Source organism: Rathayibacter sp. AY1G1 (assembly GCF_002932095.1).
Classification (GTDB): domain Bacteria; phylum Actinomycetota; class Actinomycetes; order Actinomycetales; family Microbacteriaceae; genus Rathayibacter.
Map to the genome: position 1 here is coordinate 1 of NZ_PSUZ01000002.1, position 20,021 is coordinate 20,021.

The window sequence follows — 20,021 nt, forward strand, 5'->3', positions numbered from 1 at the left end:
CGCGGGCCAGTCCCCGGTTGATGTCCCGAGCCCACAGGGGCCCGCGGTAGATGAAGGCGGTGTAGCCCTGGACGAGGGCGGCGCGTAGACTGGGGCGGCCATGATCCAGACTCTCGACCTCCGCGGCCGTCGTCCCTCCTCCGCCGAGCTCCTCGCCCTCGTGCCCCGCAATCCGGGCACGTCCGCCTCCGTCGGGCCCGTCGTCGCCGAGCTGATCGCCGACGTCCGAGAACGCGGCGCGGAGGCGCTCCTCGACCAGGCGGAGCGGCTGGACGGCGTGCGCCCCCCGCACCTCCGCGTGCCCGCCGAGCAGATCGCCGAGGCGCTCGACCGCCTCGACCCGGCCATCCGCAGCGCACTCGAGGAGGCGATCGCGCGCGTCCGCCGCGCCAGCGCCGCACAGATCCCCCCGCCCCGCACCACCGAGCTCGACGACGGCGCCACGGTCACCCAGCGCTGGCAGCCCGTCGCCCGCGCCGGGCTGTACGTCCCCGGCGGCAAGGCGGTCTACCCGTCGAGCGTCGTCATGAACGCCGTGCCCGCGCAGGCCGCCGGAGTCGCCTCCATCGCCCTGGTCTCGCCGCCGCAGAAGGCGTTCGGCGGCTCCGTCCACCCCACGATCCTCGCGGCGGCCGCTCTGCTCGGCATCGACGAGGTCTACGCGGTCGGGGGCGCCGGAGCCGTCGCCGCACTGGCCTACGGCGTCGACTCGATCGGGCTGGATCCCGTCAGCATCATCACCGGGCCGGGCAACGTCTGGGTCACCACCGCGAAGCGCCAGGTGCTCGGCCAGGTCGGCATCGACTCCGAGGCGGGCCCGACCGAGATCCTCGTGATCGCCGACGACTCCGCCGACCCGCGCCTTGTCGCCGCCGACCTGGTCAGCCAGGCCGAGCACGACGAGGCCGCCTCCGCGGTCCTGGTCACCGACAGCGCCGAGCTCGCCGCCGCCGTCGAGCGCGAGGTCGCCGCCCAGGCCGCTGCCACCCACCACGCGGAGCGCGTGGCCATCGCACTCGACGGCCCGCAGTCCGCGCTCGTGATCGTCGACGACCTCGAGCTCGCCTGCGCGTTCAGCGACGCCTATGGCCCCGAGCACCTCGAGCTGCACACGGCCGACCCCGTCGCGACGGCCGAGCGGATCCACGACGCCGGCGCGATCTTCCTCGGTCCGACCACCCCGGTGAGCCTGGGCGACTACCTCGCCGGCTCCAACCACGTGCTCCCGACCCTCGGGCAGGCGCGCTTCTCCTCCGGGCTCGGCGCCTACACCTTCCTCCGGCCGCAGCAGCTGATCTCGTACGACCGCGGTGCGCTCGAGCGCGTCGCCCCGCACATCCGCGCTCTCAGCGACGCCGAGGCGCTGCCCGCCCACGGCGACGCCGTCGACGCCCGCTTCGCCTGAGACCGAGAGGCCCTCGATGTTCTGCCCCTTCTGCCGGCACCCCGACTCCCGAGTGATCGACTCGCGCACGAGCGACGACGGCCTCTCGATCCGCCGCCGCCGGCAGTGCCCGTCGTGCGGCCGGCGCTTCTCGACGACCGAGACCGCGAGCCTCGTCGTGATCAAGCGCAGCGGAGTCGTGGAGCCGTTCAGCCGCGAGAAGATCGTCAGCGGCGTCCGGAAGGCCTGCCAGGGCCGGCCCGTCACCGACACCGATCTCGCCGTCCTCGCGCAGCGGGTGGAGGAGAGCATCCGCTCCACGGGCGCGTCGCAGATCGACGCGAACGACATCGGCCTCGCCATCCTGCCGCCGCTGCGCGAGCTCGACGAGGTCGCCTACCTCCGCTTCGCGAGCGTCTACCAGGCGTTCGACTCGCTGGACGACTTCGAGTCTGCGATCACCCTGCTCCGCGCCGAGCGCACCTCCGTGCCCCACAGCGCCGACGAGATCTGAGGCCCGGGTGTACCCGCTCCTGTTCCGCACCGTCCTGCGCCGCCTCGACCCGGAGCGGGCGCACCACCTGAGCTTCCCGGTGATCCGGGCCCTCGGAGCCCTCGCTCCGGTCCTGCGCCGGACCACCGTCCCGCGCGGAACGCCCGCGGTCGAGACGCTCGGCCTCCGCTTCGAGACCCCGTTCGGCGTCGCGGCCGGCTTCGACAAGGACGCCACCGCGGTCCTGGGCTTCGGCGCGCTCGGCTTCGGACACGTCGAGGTCGGGACCCTGACCGCTCGGGCGCAGCCGGGCAACGACCGGCCGCGCCTCTTCCGGCTGATCGCGGACCGCGCCGTCGTCAACCGGATGGGCTTCAACAATCACGGCGCCGAGGCCGCGGCGCAGCGGCTGATCCGGCTGCGCAGCGCGCGCCGCCGCCCCGTGATCGGCGTGAACATCGGCAAGAGCCGGGTGGTCGAGGTGGACGACGCGATCGAGGACTACCTGATCAGCACGCGCCTTCTCGCGCCGCTCGCCGACTACCTCGTCGTGAACGTCAGCTCGCCGAACACCCCCGGGCTCCGCGGCCTGCAGGAGATCGACCGCCTCGAGCCGCTCCTCGCGGCCGTCAAGGACGCCGCCGACACGACGCCCCTGCTGGTCAAGATCGCCCCCGACCTCTCCGACGACGAGGTCGGCCGGGTCGCCGAGCTCGCCGTCCGCCTGGGTCTGGACGGGATCATCGCGACCAACACGACGCTCTCCCGGGAGGGCCTCTCGACCGATCGTGCCCTGGTTGAGGCGGCCGGCGCCGGCGGCCTCTCCGGTGCCCCGCTGGCCGCGCGCTCGCTCGAGGTGCTCCGCGTGATCCGCGGCGTCGTCCCCGCGGCCTTCTGCGTGATCTCCGTCGGAGGAGTCGAGACGGCCGAGGACGTGCGCGAGCGCCTCGACGCGGGCGCCACCCTCGTCCAGGGCTACACCGCCTTCATCTACCGCGGGCCCCTGTGGGCTCGGGACATCAACCGGGGACTGGCCCGCGCCTCCTGACCCGCCGTGCACGACGAAGGGCCCCCGGAGCCGCGCGAGGCGTGACCGCAGGGGCCCTTCGTGGTCCGCCGTCCGACTACTCGGGGAAGGCGCGGCGCTTGACCTGGGGCTTCGGCAGTCGCATGACGCGCAGCTGGAGGGCGCGCATCGCGGCGTACCAGCGGATGCCCTTCTCGACCTTGTCGGCGCCGTAGCGCTCGGCGAGCTTCCGGCGCATCCGCATGCCGAGGAGGATGCAGTCGATCACCGCGAGGAGGAAGAACACCCAGAGGATGACCAGCGTCGCGTACTGCAGCTCCGGCTGCGGGAAGAAGCTCAGCAGCAGGACGACGACCATCACCGGGATGAGGAACTCGCCGAGGCTGAAGCGCGCGTCGACCCAGTCGCGCACGAACTTGCGCTGAGGACCCTTGTCGCGCAGCGGCAGGTAGCGCTGGTCACCGGCGGCCAGGCCGATGCGGGCCTGCTCGCGTGACACGGCGGCCTTCTCGCGGGCGTCGCGGGCGGCCTGCTTGCGGTCGGTGACGACCAGCGGACGCTTGCGGGCCAGCTCCTGCTCGCGCCGGGTCGGCGTCGGCCGGCCCTTCCCGGAGCCGGGGGAGCCGGCGTCGTCGGGCGTGTCGGTTGCGATCGGGTGCTTGGCCACGGGGAACGTCCTTGGAATCGGGGGTCTCTTAAGATTACCTCCATGGCTCACGACGCTCCGACTCCGCCCGCACTCTCCTCCGACGAGGAGGCCGTCCTCGCCGCCGTCCGCGACGATCTGCCGCGCTCGCTCGCCCAGCTCGGGCAGCTCGTGCGGATCCCGTCCGTCTCGTGGGACGGCTTCGACGCCACCCGCGTGGCCGCCAGCGCCGAGGCCATCGCCGAGCTCGCGCGCGAGACGGGCGTCTTCGACGACGTCGCGATCCATAGCGCCACGATCGACGGCACCGACGTGCTCGGCCAGCCGGCCGTCCTGGCCACCCGCGCCGCCCGCAACGGAGCGCCGACCGTCCTCCTCTACGCCCACCACGACGTGCAGCCGCAGGGCGCGGAGTCGGCGTGGGAGACGCCTCCGTTCGAGCCGACCGTGCGCGGCGACCGCCTGTACGGGCGCGGTGCCGCCGACGACAAGGCGGGAGTCGTGTCCCACCTCGCCGCGGTGCGCGCACTCCGCGAGGTCGCGGGCGAGGACCACGACCTCGGGCTCGTCCTCTTCATCGAGGGGGAGGAGGAGTTCGGGTCGCGCTCGTTCCCCACCTTCCTCCGCGAGCACCACGACGCCCTCCGCGCGGATGCGATCATCGTCGCCGACAGCGACAACTGGGACGTCGACACCCCCGCGCTGACGGTGGGCCTGCGCGGCAACGTCACCTTCACCCTCACCATCAGCACTCTCGCGCACGCCTCGCACTCGGGCATGCTCGGCGGAGCGGTCCCGGACGCGATGCTCGCGGCGGTCCGCCTGCTCGCGACGCTCTGGAACGAGGACGGCTCGGTCGCCGTCGCCGGCCTCACCGAGCACGACGGAGCGGTGCCCGAGACGACCGAGGAGGACCTCCGCCGCGACTCGGGGCTGCTCGACGGGGTCTCGCCGATCGGCACCGGCGCGATCCTCTCGCGCCTGTGGTCGAAGCCGGCCGTCACGGTCACCGGGATCGACGCGCCCAGCGTCGTCGACGCCTCCAACACCCTCGTCCCGTCCGTGCGCGTGAAGATCAGCGCCCGCATCGCCCCCGGCCAGGACGCGGAGGAGGCGTTCGCCGCCATCGAGAGCCACCTCCGGGCGAACTCCCCGTTCGGCGCCCACCTCGCGATCGAGGACGTCGACACCGGCAGCCCGTTCCTGGTCGCCGCGACCGGCTGGGCCGTGGACCTGGTGAAGGGCGCGATGGCGGACGCCTGGGGACGCGAGCCTCTCGAGACCGGGATCGGCGGGAGCATCCCGTTCATCGCCGACCTCGTGCGCGAGTTCCCCGAGGCGCAGATCCTCGTCACCGGTGTCGAGGACCCCGACTCGCGCGCGCACAGCCCCAACGAGTCGCTGCACCTGGGCGTCTTCAAGCGCGCCGCGCAGACCGAGGCGCTGTTCCTGCTCCGCGCCGCCGCTCACCGCGACTGACCACCGGTCGTGGAATAACCGGGTGACCACCCGGGTTGCAGCCGTAGAATCCCGGAAGGCACGACGACCGTTCCGCCCGTCCCCTGAGGAGTGACATGTCAGACACACTGACCGACCAGACGGCGACCCCCCTCGCCACCCCGCCCAGCGCGGCCCACGGCGTCTCGATGACCCCGACCGCCGCCGCCAAGGTCAAGAGCCTGCTCGAGCAGGAGGGCCGCGACGACCTGCGCCTGCGCGTCGCGGTGCAGCCCGGCGGCTGCTCCGGCCTCATCTACCAGCTCTACTTCGACGAGCGCACCCTCGACGGCGACGCCGCGGTGGAGTTCGAGGGCGTCGGCCTCGTCGTCGACAAGATGAGCGTCCCCTACCTCGACGGCGCCTCGATCGACTTCGAGGACACCATCCAGAAGCAGGGCTTCACCATCGACAACCCCAACGCGGGCGGCAGCTGCGCCTGCGGCGACAGCTTCCACTGACGCCACGCGGCCCCGGGCCGCAGCGCCTCCGAACGGCGTCCGACAGTCCACTCCGGTGGCCCGTCGGGCGCCGTTCGTCATGACTGCACCACTCGGCCGGGACGTCAAGAGCGGGTCGTCGTGCACCGGGCCGCCGGAGCGGAAGGGTAGGCTGGGGCCGGTCTAATACAGTTTCGTGTGAACTGGTCCCCAGTCTTCCGAAAGGTCACCGGTGCGCTTCAATCGCCGAATCCGCAGATGGGTCGCTGCCCCCGTCGCAGGAGCCCTCGCCCTCGTCCTCGCGGGCTGCACGCAAGAGCAGCTCCAGGGCTGGCTCCCCACCGAACCCGGCACGACGAACCACGTCGACCGCGTCATCGGACTCTGGGTCACCTCCTGGATCGTCCTGCTCGCCGTCGGCGTCGTCACGTGGGGTCTCACGATCTGGGCGGTGGTCGTCTACCGCCGTCGCAAGGGGCAGACCGGCCTGCCGGTCCAGCTGCGCTACAACATGCCGATCGAAATCTTCTACACGATCGTGCCGCTGATCCTCGTGATCGGCTTCTTCGCCTTCACCGCGCGCGACCAGGCCGCGATCGAGCAGCCCTACGACGACCCGGACGAGACCATCCAGGTGTACGGCAAGCAGTGGGCGTGGGACTTCAACTACGTCGACGAGGACGTCTACTCCGCCGGCATCCAGGGCCAGTACCAGGAGGGCGGGGACGCCGCCGGCTCGCTCGTCGAGTCCGAGATCCCCACGCTCTACCTGCCCGTCGGACAGAAGATCAAGATCCAGCTCGACGCGCGCGACGTGATCCACTCCTTCTGGGTCGTCGACTTCCTCTACAAGAAGGACATGATCCCCGGCAAGACGAACTACATGTACGTCACGCCGCTCAAGGAGGGGACCTACGCCGGCAAGTGCGCCGAGCTCTGCGGCGAGTACCACTCCGCGATGCTCTTCAACGTCAAGGTCGTCTCGCAGGGCGAGTACGACGACTACATCCAGTCGCTGCGCGACGCGGGCCAGACCGGCCAGCTCGGAGCCGAGTACAACCGCAATTCGAACCTTCCCGGAACCGGCGCGCCGGCCCGCGAGAACGAGGAGTAAGGGAGCATGAGCACCGCCACGGCACCCCGCCCGACGCGCACCGCCGGCACTCCGCCGGTCCAGCGCAAGGCGAACGTCCTCGTCCGCTGGATGACGTCGACCGACCACAAGGTCATCGGGTACATGTACCTGATCACGTCGTTCATCTACTTCTGCATCGCCGGCGTGATGGCACTCGTCATCCGCGCCCAGCTGTTCGAGCCCGGCCTGAACGTGGTCGAGACGCGCGAGCAGTACAACCAGCTGTTCACGATGCACGGCACGATCATGCTGCTGATGTTCGCGACGCCGCTCTTCGCCGGGTTCGCCAACGTCCTGATGCCGTTGCAGATCGGCGCCCCCGACGTCGCGTTCCCCCGCCTCAACGCCTTCGCGTACTGGCTCTACAGCTTCGGCTCGCTCATCGCGGTCGCCGGATTCGTCACCCCGCAGGGTGCGGCGTCGTTCGGGTGGTTCGCGTACGCGCCACTGTCGAGCACGACGTTCTCACCAGGGCTCGGCGGCAATCTCTGGGTCTTCGGCCTCGCGCTCTCGGGCTTCGGCACGATCCTCGGCGCGGTGAACTTCATCACGACGATCATCACGATGCGCGCCCCCGGCATGACGATGTTCCGCATGCCGATCTTCACCTGGAACATCCTGGTGACGTCGATCCTCGTGCTGCTCGCGTTCCCGGTGCTCGCCGCCGCGATGTTCGCCCTCGGCGCCGACCGCGTGTTCGACGCCCACATCTACGACGCGGCCAACGGCGGTGTCCTGCTCTGGCAGCACCTGTTCTGGTTCTTCGGCCACCCCGAGGTGTACATCATCGCGCTGCCGTTCTTCGGCATCGTGTCCGAGGTCTTCCCGGTCTTCAGCCGCAAGCCGATCTTCGGCTACAAGACGCTGATCTACGCGACCATCGCGATCGCCGCCCTCTCCGTGACGGTGTGGGCGCACCACATGTACGTCACCGGATCGGTCCTGCTGCCGTTCTTCTCGCTGATGACCATGCTCATCGCGGTTCCGACCGGCGTGAAGATCTTCAACTGGGTCGGCACCATGTGGCGCGGATCGGTGACCTTCGAGACCCCGATGATCTGGGCGATCGGCTTCCTGATCACCTTCACCTTCGGTGGACTCACCGGCGTCATCCTCGCGTCGCCCCCGCTCGACTTCCACGTCTCGGACTCGTACTTCGTGGTGGCGCACTTCCACTACGTCGTGTTCGGAACCGTCGTCTTCGCGATGTTCTCGGGCTTCTACTTCTGGTGGCCCAAGTGGACCGGCAAGATGCTCAACGAGACGCTGGGCAAGTGGCACTTCTGGCTGCTGTTCATCGGCTTCCACACCACCTTCCTCATCCAGCACTGGCTGGGCGTCGTCGGCATGCCCCGCCGCTACGCCAGCTACCTGCCCGAGGACGGCTTCACCTGGATGAACCAGGTGTCGACGGTCGGAGCGATGATCCTCGCGGTGTCGCTGATCCCGTTCTTCCTGAACGTGTACATCACGGCCCGCAAGGCGCCCAAGGTGACGGTGAACGACCCGTGGGGCTTCTCCCGGTCGCTCGAGTGGGCCACCTCGTGCCCGCCGCCCCGCCACAACTTCACCTCGATCCCGCGCATCCGCAGCGAGGCCCCGGCGTTCGACCTCAACCACCCCGAGGCCGGCATCCCCGTCGGTATCGGTCCGGCGAAGGACGCTCCGGACGCCCCCACGTACGACAAGTCCGAAGGCACGGTGAAGTAGGGCCATGCGCGCCAACGTCAATCTTTTCTGGCTCCTCGCGGGCTTCTTCCTCCTCGCCGACATCACGTACATCGTGTGGTCGCTGCTCGACACGGGCCAGGTGGAGTGGGTCGGCACCGTCGGCATCGGCCTCTCGGCCGTGCTGGGCGCGTTCATCGCGTTCTACGTCGGCCGCGTCCACAAGGCGCAGGGTGCCGAGCTCCCCGAGGATCGCCTCGATGCGGACATCGATGACGGAGACCCCGAGCTGGGCTTCTTCAGCCCGTGGAGCTGGTGGCCGCTGATCCTGGGCGGTTCCGCGGCCCTCGGATTCCTCGGCCTGGCCGTGGGGTTCTGGATCACCTACATCGCCGTCGGACTCTTCCTGGTCGCCATCGCTGGCTGGGTGTACGAGTACTACCGCGGGTACTTCGCCCGCTAGGGCGCATCGCACGGCCGAGGGCCGGGTGCACGAGGGCTTCGGCTCCGTGCACCCGGCCCTTTCGTGTAGTCAGGAGGAAGCGCGCGTGGTTGGGACCCGATCGGCTCGGCCGTTCGGCTGCGTGCAGGGGCGTCACTCGCCGATCGGTGGCGGATCAAGCCTCCCGGTGAGAGCCGGGACCTCCCGGTGAGGACCGGGACCGCTCAGTGAGGGATGACGAGCTGAGCGGGATCTGTCTCGGTGTCCTGCTGGCGGGACACAGAGGCGTCTCGCGCGGAGGAACTCGTCTGGGCACCTCCCGACGGCCCGCGACGCGGAAGCTCGCAGGCGAGTGCAGCGGGCGGCGCCGAGCAGGAGCGTCGGCCGGCGTCATCACCCCTACGGGTCCGCGCTGCGACGGCTCCTGCTCCGGTCGCGGGTGAGCGGGCTACGCCTGTGGGGGCTCTCCTGTGCGCCTATGGGCGTGCCGACGGCGGTTGGCGCGCTACGGATCGCGGATACTGCTGCGCCTGCGGCTGTAGTGGGGCTGCTGCGCCTGTTCTGGCGCCTGCGCCGCCCTGCGGACGTCTGCACACCGTTCCGAACCCAGCGGAGCCCGCACCCCGGCGGAACCGCGCGCGCCCCTGCGGCTCTCGGAGCTCCTCGATACGGCTAGCGGGTTGTGTGCCGGTCGGCGCGACGCCAGGGAGCCTGAGACGCCGCTGCAGCGACGGTCGTCGATGTCCGGAGGTCGCATCCTCGGTCTCACCGGCGAGCGTCGCCGTCGCCGATCACAGAGGGTTCGACCGTGAGTGGGGGGGGAGGGCAGTCCTGATAGTCCTGCTGGGAATGGGTACCCTCGAACCGATCCGGAGCGTCTCGACGTGTACGGGGACCGGGGACCTCACCGGACGACCACACTGCGAGCACGCAGAGGGGCTGGCTCACTCCATGATCGGATGGCGGCGGACGTCTCCAGCTCGGCGGTGAGACGGCGTCTCGTGATTCAAGGAGCGGAGGTCTCGAGGTCCGGAGTATCGCCCCACGTTCCTGCCGGCTTGTCGCCGTCGAGGCGCTGTGATCCGGTCTCACCGGCTCTCGGTGCACCGACGACCTCCACCGCGCCGGAGGACAGGCGCCGCCCCGCTGCGGGAACGACGAAGGGCCCGGACGAACGAACGTCCGGGCCCTTCGGGGGAGGATCAGTGCTCGCTGTGCGAGCTCTCGAGCTCCTTCTGGGTGACGGGGGTGATCCGGTCCTCGAAGAACCAGCGGGAGAGGCCGGCGCGGACGCGCTGCGGGGCGGTGATGCGGCCACGCGAGTCCGGACGGATCATCAGGGGCTCGTACTCGTCCTGACCGACGAGCTTCCAGCGCTCGTACTCGTCGAGCTGCTGGTGCACCTCGATGAACTCGCCGCCGGGGAGGCGGACGATGCGGCCCGACTCGAAGCCGTGCAGCGCGATCTCGCGGTCCTTCTTCTGCAGCGCCAGGCAGATGCGCTTGGTGATGAAGTACGCGATGAACGGACCCGCGATGAGCAGGAACTGCAGGCTGTGGATCACGCCCTCCATCGTGAGGTGGAAGTGCGTCGCGATGAGGTCGGACGAGGCGGCGGCCCAGAGGACGGCGTAGAAGCTGACTCCGGCGGCGCCGATCGCGGTGCGGGTCGCGGCGTTGCGCGGGCGGTCGAGCAGGTGGTGCTCGCGCTTGTCACCGGTGATCCACGCCTCGAGGAACGGGTAGAGCATGACCACGGCGATGAACAGTCCGAGACCGACGAGCGGGATCAGGATGTTGAACGACAGGGTTCCGATGCCCGGGATGGCCCACTCGAGTCCCGGCGGGACGAGGCGCAGGGCGCCGTCGGCGAAGCCGATGTACCAGTCGGGCTGGGTTCCCGCGGAGACGGGCGAGGGGTCGTACGGGCCGTAGTTCCAGATCGGGTTGATCGTGAACAGCGAGGCGATGAGGACGACGACGCCGAAGACGATGAAGAAGAATCCACCGGCCTTCGCGGCGTAGACCGGCAGCACCGGGTAGCCGACGACGTTCTGCTCGGTCTTGCCCGCACCGGGGAACTGGGTGTGCTTGTGGACGACCACGAACACGAGGTGCAGGGCGATGAACGCGAGCACCAGCGCCGGCAGCAGCAGGATGTGCAGCGTGTAGAGGCGGCCGACGATGTCGGTGCCCGGGAACTCGCCGCCGAAGAGCAGGAACGAGATCCAGGTGCCGACGATCGGGATGCCCTTGACCATGCCGTCGATGATGCGGAGGCCGTTGCCCGAGAGCAGGTCGTCGGGGAGCGAGTAGCCGGTGAAGCCCTCGGCCATCGCGAGGATGAAGAGGACGAAGCCGATGACCCAGTTGAGCTCGCGGGGCTTGCGGAACGCACCGGTGAAGAAGATGCGCAGCATGTGCAGGCCGATCGAGGCCACGAACAACAGCGCCGCCCAGTGGTGGATCTGCCGCATCAGCAGGCCGCCGCGGATGTCGAAGGAGATGTCGAGCGAGGACGACATCGCCGCCGACATCTCGATGCCCTTGAGGGGCAGATAGCTGCCCTCGTAGTGCGTCTCGACCATCGAGGCCTGGAAGAAGAAGGTGAGGAACGTGCCCGACAGCAGGATGATGACGAAGCTGTAGAGCGCGACCTCGCCGAGGAGGAAGGACCAGTGGTCGGGGAAGATCTTGCGACCGAACTCCTTGACGACCGCGGAGATGCTCGTGCGCTCGTCGATGTAGTTCGACGCCGCTCCGACGTACCCCTTCTGGAACTTGCCGGATCCGAGGATGACGCCGTCCTCGGGCTCCGCGGGGGAGCTGGAGGGGCGTGAGGGGGTGGTGGTGGACATGTGAGTCATCGCTCCCAGAAGGACGGTCCGACGGGCTCCGTGAAGTCGCTTCTGGCGACCAGGTAACCCTCGGCGTCGACGGTGATGGGGAGCTGCGGAAGCGGACGCTTCGCCGGGCCGAAGATGACGGCGGCCTCGCGCGTGATGTCGAATTGCGACTGGTGGCACGGGCACAGCAGGTGGTGGGTCTGCTGCTCGTACAGCGCCACGGGGCAGCCGACGTGCGTGCAGATCTTGGAGTAGGCGACGATTCCGTCGTAGTTCCAGGTCTCGCGACCCTCACTGACGATGAGGTCCTCCGGCTTCAGGCGCATCAGGAGGACGGCGGCCTTGGCCTTCTCCTCCAGCTTGCCCTCGGCGTCGTTGAGGCCCTCGGGGATGACGTGGAAGGCGGATCCGAGGGTGACGTCCGATGCGAGGATCGGCGCTCCCGACGGGTCCAGGGTGAGCCTCGTGCCCTCTTCCCACAGGGTGGTCTTGAGGAGGGCGACGGGGTTCTGGTCCTGCGGGCCGAGGCCCCGGAACAGGATCACGGCGGGCAGGGGGAACACGACGAGGGAGGCGATCAGGCTGTTCCGGACGAGGGAGCGGCGGCCGAAGCCGGACTCCTTGTCGGACTGGTCGAAGATCTCGAGCGCACGGGCGCGGGTGGGCTCCGCGCTGCGGACGGGGTGGCGGATGTCGATGCCCTCGTGGTCCGACATCAGCTGCTTGCCCCAATGGACGGCGGCGATGCCGATGCCCAGGAGCGCGAGGGACATGCCCAGGCCGATGAACAGCGTGTTCAGCCGGACCGACGCGACGTCCTCGGTGATCGGGAACGCCATGTAGGCGGCTACCGCGAAGATCGAGCCCGCGAAGGAGAGGTAGAAGAGCGTGTACACCGTGCGCTCGGCACGCTTCTCGACCTTGGGGTCGAGGTCGGTCATCCGGGGGCGGTGCGGCGGGAGGCCCGGGTCCTGGACGCGGTCCCGCGTCACGACCGCGGTGCCGGCCGGAGCCGTTCCGTGCCCGGTGGCCGACGAGGTGGCGAGGTCCGTGCCACCCTCATCGTGCTCTGCCATGGTTCTCCTTTTCACGCCGTGTCGGCACCAGTCGGTGCCGTGGGTCAGTCGCGCCCGTCAGGGCGCTGCAGTCGTCTAGTTGGATCGGGCGGTGATCCACACCGTCAGGGCCACGATCGCGCCGAGGCCGAAGATCCAGAGGAACAGGCCCTCTGCGACCGGCCCGAGGGAGCCGAGCGCGAATCCGCCCGGGGACGGGTTGGCCTCGATGTACTTGAGGTACGAGATGATGTCGCGCTTGTCCTCGGGCGAGATGTTCAGGTCGTTGAAGACCGGCATGTTCTGCGGGCCGGTGACCATCGCCTCGTAGATGTGCGCCTCGGTCACGCCGCCCAGCGGGGGAGCGAACTTGCCCTCCGTGAGCGCGCCGCCGGCTCCGGCGACGTTGTGGCACATCGCGCAGTTGATGCGGAACAGCTCGGCGCCGTTCGCCGCGTCGCCCTGTCCGTCGAGGACCTCGCCCTCGGGGATCGCGGGGCCGGGGGCCAGCGACGCGACATAGGCGGCGAGCTCGCCTACCTGCTCGTCGGTGAACTGCACCGGCTTCTCGAGCGCCTGGGGGCCGTGCATCTGCATCGGCATGCGTCCGGTGCCGACCTGGAAGTCGACCGACGCCGCGCCCACTCCGATGAGGGAGGGAGCGTTGTCGGTGCCCGCGGCGTCGAGGCCGTGGCAGGTGGCGCAGTTCGCGGCGAAGAGCTTCGAGCCCTCGTCGATCGTCTGCTGGCTGGTGGACGACGTCTCCGCCGAGGCGGACGTCGCGACGCCGACCGCGGCGTAGGTCCCGCCGGTGAGCCCGAGGCCGATGGCGATCAGGGCCAGGGTGGCGAGCGGGTGGCGGCGACCCTTCTTGGCTCGGCTCTTCGTCTTCGGGGAGGCCATCGAGGCGTCCTTCCTGCGGGGGTCGGGAGTGGAGTGGGGCATCGGCGGGCGCGTCACTTGAGGAAGTAGATGACGGCGAACAGGCCGACCCAGACGACGTCGACGAAGTGCCAGTAGTACGAGACGACGATGGCGCTCGTCGCCTCCTTGTGGCCGAAGTTCTTGACCGCGAAGCCACGGCCGATGACGAGGAGGAACGCGATGAGGCCGCCGGTGACGTGCAGGGCGTGGAAGCCGGTCGTCAGGTAGAAGGCGGAGCCGTAGGCGTTGCTGGAGAGCGTGACGCCCTCGGAGACGAGGGTCGCGTACTCGAGCACCTGGCCGGAGACGAAGACCGCGCCCAGGGCGTAGGTGAGGAAGAACCACTCGACCATGCCCCACTTGAACGGGCTGAGGCCCGTCGCACGCGGCTGCAGGCGCTCGGCGGCGAACACGCCGAACTGGCAGCTGAACGACGAGGCCACGAGGATCACCGTGTTCACGCCCGCGTAGGGGACGTTGAGGATCTGGGTCTCGGCGCCCCAGAGCTCGGGCGAGGTGCTGCGCAGGGTGAAGTAGATCGCGAAGAGGCCCGCGAAGAACATGACCTCGCTGCCCAGCCAGACGATCGTTCCGACCGCGACCGGGTTGGGTCGGTTCACTACGGGCGCGGTGGCCGTGGGGGAGAGAGAGGTGCTCGTCACACAGACCATTATGGCCGATGGCAGGGGAGGGAAGTCGCACTAGCCGGGAGGCGATCCTCGTCGCATAATCTGGGAGCCATGTCGGAAACCCTGTCCTGGCCGCACGTTCTCAGCGCACTCCTCGAGTCCTCCGATCTGAGCGTCTCCGAGGCGACGTGGGCCATGGAGCAGGTGATGGAGGGCGCGGCGACTCCGGCGCAGCTCGCCGGACTGCTGGTGGCCCTCCGGGCGAAGGGCGAGACCGTCGACGAGATCGTCGGCTTCCGCGACGCGATCCTCGACCACGCGGTGCCGCTGGACGTGGACCCGATGGCCCTGGACATCGTCGGGACGGGCGGGGACCGCTTCGGGACCGTCAACATCTCCTCCACCGCGTCGATCATCGCGGCCGCCGCCGGCACGCCCGTCGTGAAGCACGGGAACAAGGCCGCGTCCTCCTCCTCCGGCTCCTCCGACGTGCTCGCGGCACTCGGGGTCGACCTCTCCCTCTCCCCCGAGCGGGTGGCCGAGGTGTTCCGGCGGACGGGGATCGCCTTCGTCTTCGCGTCCCTCTTCCACCCCGGCTTCCGGCACGCCGGTCCGGTGCGCGCCGAGCTGGGCGTGCCGACGGTGTTCAACTTCCTCGGCCCGCTCTGCAATCCGGCCCGTCCCGAGGCCTCTGCGGTCGGGGTGGCGCACCTCGACCGGGTGCCGCTGGTCGTCGGCGTGTTCCGGACGCGCGGGGCGACGGCTCTGGTGTTCCGCGGGGACGACGGCCTCGACGAGCTCACGACCACGGGTCACAGCCACATCTGGGAGGTGTCGCGCGGCTCCGTGGTCGAGCACGACCTCGATCCGCGCGACCTGGGCCTGCCCCGCGCCCGGATCGACGAGCTGCGCGGCCGCGACGCCGCCTACAACGCGAGCGTGGTGCGCTCGGTGCTCGCGGGAGACGGCGGCCCCGTCCGCGACATCGTCCTTCTGAACGCGGCCGCGGGCCTCGCGGCGTTCGACCTGGCGCGCGACCCGGACCTGGTGCGCACGCCCGTCCTGGAGCGCCTGCGGACGTCGATGGACCGCGCGGCGGAGGCCGTCGACTCCGGGGCCGCCACGGCCAAGCTCGAGGAGTGGGTCCGCGAGACGCAGCGCGCCGTCGTCCCGCTGCCGTAGGCGCGAGCGCAGGGCGTAACGTGGGGCTGCTGTCCGCGACGGTGCGGGCGGCGATCCACCACGCGCCGGATCGCCCGCAGGTCACGGGACGCCCGAGTGGTGGCCCGATCCTGGAGGAGACCTCGATGAAGAAGCTCATCAACGACCCGAAGAACGTCGTCACGGAGTCGGTGGCCGGCTTCGGCCTGGCGCACGCTGACCTGGTCCGGGTGGTGTCGGATCCCCTGTTCGTGGTGCGGGCCGACGCGCCCCGCTCGGGCAAGGTGGGCATCGTCAGCGGAGGCGGCAGCGGGCACGAGCCGCTGCACGCGGGCTTCGTCGGATTCGGGATGCTGGACGCCGCCGTCCCCGGTCCCGTCTTCACCTCGCCCACGCCCGACCCGATCGTCGCGGCCACGCAGGCCGTCGACGGCGGCGCGGGTGTGCTGCACATCGTGAAGAACTACACGGGCGACGTCCTGAACTTCGAGACCGCGGCCGACCTCGCCGGCGCCGAGGGGATCGAGGTGCGCAGCGTGATCGTCGATGACGACGTCGCGGTGAAGGACTCGCTCTACACCGCGGGCCGCCGCGGCGTGGCCGGCACCGTGCTGGTCGAGCGGATCGCGGGCGCGGCGGCCGAGCGGGGCGACTCCCTCGACGAGGTCGCGACGATCGCCGAGACGGTGATCGCCAACGTGCGCTCGATGGGCGTCGCCCTCACGCCGTGCATCGTCCCGCACGCGGGCGAGCCGAGCTTCGAGCTGGGCGAGGACGAGATCGAGATCGGCATCGGCATCCACGGCGAGCCCGGCCGGGAGAAGATCGCGCTGGAGCCGGCCGACCGCATCGTCGACCGGATCCTCGGCCCGATCCTGGAGGACCTGCCGTTCTCCTCCGGGGACGAGGTGCTGCTCCTGGTGAACGGCATGGGCGGCACGCCGCAGATCGAGCTGTACCTCGCCTACCGCCGCGCAGCCGAGGCGCTGGCCGAGAAGGGGATCACCGTCGCACGCAGCCTCGTCGGCAACTACACGACGTCGCTCGAGATGCAGGGCTTCTCGCTCACCGTCCTCAAGCTCGACGACGCCCTGACCGAGCTGTGGGACTCCCCGGTGCAGACCGCGGCGCTGCGGTGGGGACGCTGAGCGCCCGCGCGCACACCATGACCGGAACGACAGCCGCAGGAGCGGCCCACGAGGAGGAGACGACCATGCAGGACGCACAGGGAGCCGGGCTCGACGCGGCGTGGGCGACGGCGTGGATCCGCCGCGCCGCCGAGTCGATCGCGGAGCACCGGGTCGAGCTGATCACGCTCGACCGGGCGATCGGCGACGGGGACCACGGCGAGAACATGGACCGCGGCTTCCAGGCCGTGGTCGCGAAGCTGGACGGGGCGCCGGAGCAGGGGCTCCCGGCGGACGTGCTCAAGCTGGTCGCGACGACGCTCATCTCCACCGTCGGCGGCGCCTCGGGCCCGCTGTTCGGCACGGCGTTCCTGAAGGCCTCCGCCGCGGTCGCGGGCGAGGACGCGCTCGAGGGCGCTGACGTCGCAGCTCTCCTGGCCGCGGCGAGGGACGGCATCGTGCTCCGCGGCAAGGCCGAGGTGGGCGACAAGACGATGGTGGACGCGTGGACGCCGGCGGTCGACGCGGCCGCGGCCGCCGCCGAGGAGGGAGCGGCTCCGGCCGACGTCCTCGCCGCGGCGGCGGAGGCGGCGCAGAAGGGAGCGGAGTCGACGGACCCGCTGGTCGCCCGCAAGGGACGCGCCAGCTACCTCGGCGAGCGCGCCATCGGGCACCGAGATCCCGGCAGCGTGTCGACCGTTCTCCTGCTCCGCGCAGCAGCCGAGGCGGCGGCGTGAGCGTCGGGCTGGTCCTGGTCTCGCACAGCGCGCAGCTGGCGGAGGGGCTGGTCGAGCTCGCGGAGCAGATGGCGGCCTCGGTCGCGCTGGTCGCCGCGGGCGGGACGGACGACGGCGGCATCGGCACCAGCTTCGACCGCATCACGGCGGCCCTGGCGGAAGCGGACTCCGGCGAGGGGGTCGTCGTCCTCTGCGACCTCGGCTCGGCGATCATGACGGCGGAGACCGCGGTCGAGTTCCTCGACGACGACGCGCGCGCCCGGGTCCGGATCGCCGACGCCCCGCTGGTGGAGGGGGCGGTCGCGGCCGCCGTCGCCGCGGGCACGGGGGCGTCGCTGGACGAGGTGCTCGCCGCCGCGGAGTCGGCCCGGGTCGAGACGCTCGCTGCTCCCGCCGAGGAGGCCTCGCCCGGTGACGAGCGCGTGCAGCGCCGCGTCCGCCTCATCAACCCGAACGGCCTGCACGCCCGTCCCGCGGCCGACTTCGTCACGCTCGCCGCCACCTTCGACGCCCGGATCGACGCGAACGGCAAGGACGCCACGAGCCTGCTCGGCGTGATGTCGCTGGGGCTCGACCGCGGGGACGAGGTCGTCCTCTCGGCGTCGGGGCCGCAGGCCCACGAGGCGGTCGGCCGGCTCGGCGATCTGGTCGAGTCGGGCTTCGGCGAGGTGTAGCGCGCCGTCGACCGGTCCAGGGACCGCGGAGGCGCCTCCTCCTACGCTGAGCGCATGGCCCTCCGCGGAACCCGACCCCCGTCTGTCCTGCTCCGCCGACTCGTCACCGTCCCGCGCGTCGTGCGCCGGGCGGACGCTCGTGCGGCCCGGCGGCTGAACGCCCGTCGCCCGTCGCCCGTCGTCGACGGGGCGCTCGTGGGGCTCTCCCGGGCCGCGGACCACGGAGTCCTCTGGGCCGGCGTCGGCGTCCTGCTGCTCCTGGCGGGCCGTCCCCGCGAGGCTCTGCGGGGGACCGCCTCGCTCGCCGCGGCCAGCGCGCTCGCGAACCTGGTCGGCAAGCGCGTGTTCGGCGGCGACCGGCCGCTCCTCGTCGACGTCCCGGTCGGCCGGCGCCTGGCGACGGTGCCGACGTCGGCGTCCTTCCCCTCGGGGCACGCGGCGAGCGCCGCTGCCTTCGCCGCCGGGGTCGCGCTCGAGTCGCCCCGAGTGGGGGCGGCGGTCGCCCCGCTCGCCGCCGCCGTGGCCTTCTCCCGCCTGCACGTCGGCGTCCACTGGCTCTCGGACGTCCTCGGCGGCGCGGCGCTCGGCGCGGCGGTCGCGGTCGTCGGCCGAGCCGTCCTGCCGGCCGAGCCGCGCCACGTGCCCGTCTCGGAGCGCGCGACCCGGCCCCCCGTCGACCGCAGCCCGCTGGGGGACGGCGCCGCCCTCCTCGTGGTCCTCAACCCCGGCGCGGGCCGGGACTCGCACCGCCCCGATCCCGAGCCGCTGGTCCGAGCCCGGTTCCCGAAGGCGCGCGTGCACCGGCTGACCGAGGGGGAGGACCTCGCCGACGTGGTGCGCGAGGCGCGCTCGGGGGACTCTCCGCCCCGGGTGCTCGGGATCTACGGCGGGGACGGGACCATGTCGGTCGGTGCCGCTCTCGCCCGCGCCGAGGGGATGACGCTGCTCGTGCTGCCGGGCGGGACCATGAACCACTTCGCGAAGGCGCTGGGGCTGCTCACCGTCCAGGACGCGCTCGACGCGGCGACGATCGGCGAGCGCCGCGACGTCGACGTGGCCGAGGTCGTCGCGGACGGGGGAGACCCGGTCACGGTGCTCAACACGGTCTCGATCGGCGTCTACCCGGAGTTCGTCGCGGCCCGCGAGAAGCGCGAGAAGCGGATCGGGAAGCCGCTCGCCGCCGTGATCGCGGCCCTCTCGGTCGTGCGGCGCACCGATCCGTTCGAGCTCCGACGCGACGGGCGCACGCAGCTCGTCTGGTCGTACTTCGTCGGGGTGAACCAGGAGCACCCGCGCACGGCCGCCCCGCTCGCCCGGCGTCGGCTCGACGACGGCCACCTCGACGTGCGCATCCTGCACTCAGGACGGACTCCTCGCACCCGGGGAGCGTTCTCGCTCCTGCTCGGCCGTACGGCGACCCCGGTGGTCGGCCGTGTGCCCGGCTGGCGGGCACCGGTGGTGGAGTCGTTCTCGACGCCGGAGATCACCGTCGGCGCGCGCCGACCCGCGGGGGACGACCCCGAGTGGGCGCACGACGGCGAGACCGAGCGCTTCGACGGCTCCCGCGACGGATTCGACGAGGCCGTGGTGCGGATCGTGCCGCTGGGCCTGCGGGTCTACGCGACCGCGGACTAGGGGGCGGTGCCGGCCCGGTCCCCGCCGTCCGGATCCGCCAGCAGTTCGGCCAGCGCGTCGAGGGCGGCGACCTGCCCGGCCACCACCAGCGAGCGGGCCTCGTCGAGCGGGTGCCACCGGGCGTCCTCCAGCTCGGGGAAGCTGCGCAGCACGCCGGAGCCCCGCGGCCACTCCAGCTCGAAGGTGTTGCTCGCGACGAAGGCGGTGTCCGCGTGTCCGCGCCCGGCGAAGACCGTGACGGTCTTGGCCGCGCTCTGCCGGAACGCGCCGAGGAGGGTCAGCTCCCCGACGGGCGGAGGAGCGCCGGTCTCCTCCTCGAACTCGCGGCGCGCGGCGTCCAACGGCGTCTCGTCGCCCGTGTGCACGCCCTTCGGGATCGTCCACGCGCGGGGGCGCCGGGTCCAGAAGGGGCCGCCCATCCGCCCGAGGAACACCTCGGTGCCGGAGGGGCCCTCGCGGTGCAGCAGGATCCCCGCGCTCGTCACCGCGGCCATCGCGTCT

Annotated in this window: 19 protein-coding genes and 1 pseudogene; 13 read left to right on the top strand and 7 right to left on the bottom strand. The window is 71.2% G+C overall.

The window, feature by feature from the left end; all coding sequences use genetic code 11:
- A pseudogene (locus tag C5C36_RS17930) lies at positions 1 to 142 on the bottom strand (dihydroorotate dehydrogenase (quinone)); the annotation flags it as partial.
- Between C5C36_RS17930 and hisD the strand changes: the two are divergent.
- Genes hisD through C5C36_RS01245 form a run of 3 tightly spaced genes read left to right on the top strand, consistent with a single transcriptional unit; the run spans position 101 to position 2,925 of the window.
- The gene (gene hisD, locus C5C36_RS01235) at positions 101 to 1,405 is read left to right on the top strand and encodes a histidinol dehydrogenase (protein ID WP_104246755.1); all 1,305 of its coding nucleotides are present in this window, start codon (positions 101 to 103) and stop codon (positions 1,403 to 1,405) included. The pseudogene C5C36_RS17930 and the gene hisD sit on opposite strands and share 42 nt — an antisense overlap.
- Before the next feature lie 16 nt (positions 1,406 to 1,421).
- Positions 1,422 to 1,898: a transcriptional regulator NrdR gene (gene nrdR, locus C5C36_RS01240; RefSeq protein WP_104224657.1), complete on the top strand. Its 477-nt coding sequence runs from the start codon at positions 1,422 to 1,424 to the stop codon at positions 1,896 to 1,898.
- A 7-nt stretch (positions 1,899 to 1,905) separates the two neighbouring features.
- Entirely contained in the window at positions 1,906 to 2,925 is a 1,020-nt protein-coding gene (locus C5C36_RS01245; protein ID WP_104225361.1) for a quinone-dependent dihydroorotate dehydrogenase, read from the top strand.
- A gap of 76 nt (positions 2,926 to 3,001) precedes the next feature.
- Here C5C36_RS01245 and C5C36_RS01250 read toward each other — a convergent pair whose 3' ends face one another.
- On the bottom strand, positions 3,002 to 3,571 hold the full coding sequence (locus tag C5C36_RS01250; protein WP_181027102.1) for a DUF3043 domain-containing protein: 570 nt from the start codon (positions 3,569 to 3,571) through the stop codon (positions 3,002 to 3,004).
- 42 nt (positions 3,572 to 3,613) lie between these two features.
- Between C5C36_RS01250 and C5C36_RS01255 the strand changes: the two genes are divergently transcribed.
- The 5 genes from C5C36_RS01255 to C5C36_RS01275 all read left to right on the top strand — a co-directional run bounded on the left by C5C36_RS01255 (position 3,614) and on the right by C5C36_RS01275 (position 8,753).
- Positions 3,614 to 5,029 carry a dipeptidase gene (locus C5C36_RS01255; protein ID WP_104309104.1) on the top strand — a complete coding sequence of 472 codons (1,416 nt, stop codon included), beginning with the start codon at positions 3,614 to 3,616 and terminating at the stop codon, positions 5,027 to 5,029.
- Positions 5,030 to 5,124: 95 nt separating this feature from the next.
- Positions 5,125 to 5,508 (top strand): iron-sulfur cluster insertion protein ErpA, encoded by a 384-nt coding sequence (gene erpA, locus C5C36_RS01260; RefSeq protein WP_104224654.1) that lies wholly within the window; start codon positions 5,125 to 5,127, stop codon positions 5,506 to 5,508.
- 211 nt (positions 5,509 to 5,719) lie between these two features.
- Positions 5,720 to 6,601 (top strand): cytochrome c oxidase subunit II, encoded by an 882-nt coding sequence (gene coxB / locus C5C36_RS01265; protein WP_104224653.1) that lies wholly within the window; start codon positions 5,720 to 5,722, stop codon positions 6,599 to 6,601.
- 6 nt (positions 6,602 to 6,607) lie between these two features.
- Positions 6,608 to 8,332: a cytochrome c oxidase subunit I gene (gene ctaD / locus C5C36_RS01270; RefSeq protein WP_104224652.1), complete on the top strand. Its 1,725-nt coding sequence runs from the start codon at positions 6,608 to 6,610 to the stop codon at positions 8,330 to 8,332.
- A 4-nt stretch (positions 8,333 to 8,336) separates the two neighbouring features.
- The gene (locus C5C36_RS01275) at positions 8,337 to 8,753 is read left to right on the top strand and encodes a cytochrome c oxidase subunit 4 (protein ID WP_104224651.1); all 417 of its coding nucleotides are present in this window, start codon (positions 8,337 to 8,339) and stop codon (positions 8,751 to 8,753) included.
- Between the two features lie 1,181 nt (positions 8,754 to 9,934).
- Here C5C36_RS01275 and C5C36_RS01280 read toward each other — a convergent pair.
- The 4 genes from C5C36_RS01280 to C5C36_RS01295 form a co-directional block, all read right to left on the bottom strand.
- Positions 9,935 to 11,590, bottom strand: coding sequence for a ubiquinol-cytochrome c reductase cytochrome b subunit (locus tag C5C36_RS01280; RefSeq protein ID WP_104224650.1), 1,656 nt, complete (start codon positions 11,588 to 11,590; stop codon positions 9,935 to 9,937).
- 5 nt (positions 11,591 to 11,595) lie between these two features.
- On the bottom strand, positions 11,596 to 12,654 hold the full coding sequence (locus C5C36_RS01285; RefSeq protein WP_104225358.1) for a ubiquinol-cytochrome c reductase iron-sulfur subunit: 1,059 nt from the start codon (positions 12,652 to 12,654) through the stop codon (positions 11,596 to 11,598).
- A 75-nt stretch (positions 12,655 to 12,729) separates the two neighbouring features.
- The gene (locus tag C5C36_RS01290) at positions 12,730 to 13,536 is read right to left on the bottom strand and encodes a c-type cytochrome (RefSeq protein ID WP_104224648.1); all 807 of its coding nucleotides are present in this window, start codon (positions 13,534 to 13,536) and stop codon (positions 12,730 to 12,732) included.
- Between the two features lie 53 nt (positions 13,537 to 13,589).
- Complete coding sequence (locus tag C5C36_RS01295) at positions 13,590 to 14,228, bottom strand: heme-copper oxidase subunit III (RefSeq protein ID WP_104224647.1); 639 nt, start codon at positions 14,226 to 14,228, stop codon at positions 13,590 to 13,592.
- A gap of 69 nt (positions 14,229 to 14,297) precedes the next feature.
- Between C5C36_RS01295 and trpD the strand changes: the two genes are divergently transcribed.
- The 5 genes from trpD (at position 14,298) to C5C36_RS01320 (ending at position 19,520) form a co-directional block, all read left to right on the top strand.
- Positions 14,298 to 15,368, top strand: coding sequence for an anthranilate phosphoribosyltransferase (gene trpD / locus C5C36_RS01300; protein WP_104225357.1), 1,071 nt, complete (start codon positions 14,298 to 14,300; stop codon positions 15,366 to 15,368).
- 125 nt (positions 15,369 to 15,493) lie between these two features.
- Positions 15,494 to 16,495: a dihydroxyacetone kinase subunit DhaK gene (gene dhaK, locus C5C36_RS01305; protein ID WP_104224645.1), complete on the top strand. Its 1,002-nt coding sequence runs from the start codon at positions 15,494 to 15,496 to the stop codon at positions 16,493 to 16,495.
- A 65-nt stretch (positions 16,496 to 16,560) separates the two neighbouring features.
- A complete protein-coding gene (gene dhaL, locus C5C36_RS01310; protein ID WP_104261619.1) occupies positions 16,561 to 17,211 on the top strand; it encodes a dihydroxyacetone kinase subunit DhaL in 651 nt (216 codons plus the stop codon).
- Complete coding sequence (dhaM, locus tag C5C36_RS01315; protein ID WP_104261615.1) at positions 17,208 to 17,885, top strand: dihydroxyacetone kinase phosphoryl donor subunit DhaM; 678 nt, start codon at positions 17,208 to 17,210, stop codon at positions 17,883 to 17,885. The genes dhaL and dhaM overlap by 4 nt, the downstream gene beginning before the upstream one ends.
- 54 nt (positions 17,886 to 17,939) lie before the next feature.
- Positions 17,940 to 19,520, top strand: coding sequence for a bifunctional phosphatase PAP2/diacylglycerol kinase family protein (locus tag C5C36_RS01320; protein ID WP_104239316.1), 1,581 nt, complete (start codon positions 17,940 to 17,942; stop codon positions 19,518 to 19,520).
- On the opposite strand, the gene C5C36_RS01325 is transcribed toward C5C36_RS01320, so the two are convergent.
- Positions 19,517 to 20,014 carry an NUDIX domain-containing protein gene (locus tag C5C36_RS01325; protein ID WP_104246759.1) on the bottom strand — a complete coding sequence of 166 codons (498 nt, stop codon included), beginning with the start codon at positions 20,012 to 20,014 and terminating at the stop codon, positions 19,517 to 19,519. The genes C5C36_RS01320 and C5C36_RS01325 overlap by 4 nt on opposite strands.
- Between the last annotated feature and the right edge of the window lie 7 nt (positions 20,015 to 20,021).